Annotated in this window: 2 rRNA genes; both read right to left on the bottom strand. The window is 48.5% G+C overall.

Annotated features, from left to right (window positions below):
* Window positions 1-40 precede the first annotated feature (40 nt).
* A 5S ribosomal RNA gene (rrf, locus tag ACNQGN_RS18865) occupies window positions 41-150 on the bottom strand.
* Window positions 151-293: 143 nt separating this feature from the next.
* A 23S ribosomal RNA gene (locus ACNQGN_RS18860) occupies window positions 294-1,973 on the bottom strand; the annotation flags it as partial.

Genomic DNA, 1,973 nt, shown 5'->3' with positions numbered 1-1,973 from the left:
AAAAAAATCCTCATCAAATGAATGATGAGGATTCTTTAAAGAAAGGCGACGACATACTCTCCCACATAACTGCAGTACCATCTGCGCAGGCGGGCTTAACTACTCTGTTCGGGATGGGAAGAGGTGAGCCCCGCCGCAATAACCACCTTAAGAGGTTATAATTGCTTTGGGCAATTACTGTAATGTTGTTTATAGTGTTATAAACATCACTTACATAATATCTTAACATACTGAGATAAAGAAAATAAAAAGTTTTGAGAAAGTTTCTTCCCCGGGTTGCCCCGGGGAAAAGCGTACATAAGCTTACGGGTTATTAGTACTACTCGACTATGACATTACTGCCTTTACATCTATAGCCTATCAACGTAGTCATCTCCTACGACCCTTAAAAGAAATCTCATCTTGTGGTGGGTTTCGCGCTTATATGCTTTCAGCGCTTATCCCTTCCAAACGTAGCTACTCTGCGATGCCACTGGCGTGACAACAGATACACTAGAGGTTTGTCCAATTCGGTCCTCTCGTACTAGAATCAGATCCACTCAAATTTCTTGCGCCCACAGTAGATAGAGACCGAACTGTCTCACGACGTTCTGAACCCAGCTCGCGTGCCACTTTAATGGGCGAACAGCCCAACCCTTGGGACCTTCTCCAGCCCCAGGATGTGACGAGCCGACATCGAGGTGCCAAACCCCCCCGTCGATATGAGCTCTTGGGGGAGATCAGCCTGTTATCCCCGGCGTACCTTTTATCCTTTGAGCGATGGCCCTTCCATGCGGAACCACCGGATCACTATGCTCTACTTTCGTACCTGATCGACCTGTATGTCTCTCAGTCAAGCTCCCTTATGCCATTGCACTCTACGCACGGTTACCAAGCGTACTGAGGGAACCTTTAGAAGCCTCCGTTACTCTTTTGGAGGCGACCACCCCAGTCAAACTACCCACCAAGCAATGTCCCCCGCATAGCGGGGTTAGGCCTCAGATAAACAAAGGGTTGTATTTCAACAATGACTCCACAACGCCTAGCGACGCCACTTCACAGTCTCCAACCTATCCTACACATCATTTATCCAAGGTCAATACTAAGCTATAGTAAAGGTGCACAGGGTCTTTTCGTCCCACTGCGGGTAAGCGGCATCTTCACCGCTACTACAATTTCACCGAGCTCATGGCTGAGACAGTGTCCAGATCGTTACACCATTCGTGCAGGTCGGAACTTACCCGACAAGGAATTTCGCTACCTTAGGACCGTTATAGTTACGGCCGCCGTTTACTGGGGCTTCAATTCAATGCTTCTCCGAAGATAACATCTCCTCTTAACCTTCCAGCACCGGGCAGGTGTCAGGCCCTATACTTCATCTTACGATTTTGCAGAGCCCTGTGTTTTTGATAAACAGTCGCCTGGACCTCTTCACTGCGGCCAGCATTGCTGCTGGCGACCCTTCTCCCGAAGTTACGGGTCTATTTTGCCTAATTCCTTAGCCATGAATCTCTCGAGCACCTTAGGATTCTCTCCTCGACTACCTGTGTCGGTTTGCGGTACGGGTACTTATTACCTGAAGTTTAGAGGTTTTTCTTGGAAGCCCTTAGGCGCACTATCTCTTTGTCCGAAGACTCCGAGTACTATCGTATTTCCCCAAGCCGCGTGGATTTGCCTGCGCAGCTTATAGGTAGGTACTTCAACGAACTATTCCGTCAGTTCGCGGCGCTTTCATCACTCCGTCACCCCATCACAGTAATAACTAGTACGGGAATATTAACCCGTTGTCCATCGACTGTCCCTTTCGGGTTCGCCTTAGGTCCCGACTAACCCACAGCTGATTAGCATAGCTGTGGAAACCTTAGTCTTTCGGTGTGCGGGTTTCTCGCCCGCATTATCGTTACTTATGCCTACATTTTCTTTTCTAACCAGTCCAGCATGCCTTACGACACACCTTCTACCCTGTTAGAATGCTCCCCTACCACTACCTAAAT

The organism is Flavobacterium rhamnosi (assembly GCF_048286515.1).
In the GTDB taxonomy this organism is placed as follows: domain Bacteria; phylum Bacteroidota; class Bacteroidia; order Flavobacteriales; family Flavobacteriaceae; genus Flavobacterium.
This window is presented reverse-complemented; position numbering and strand designations above follow the sequence as displayed.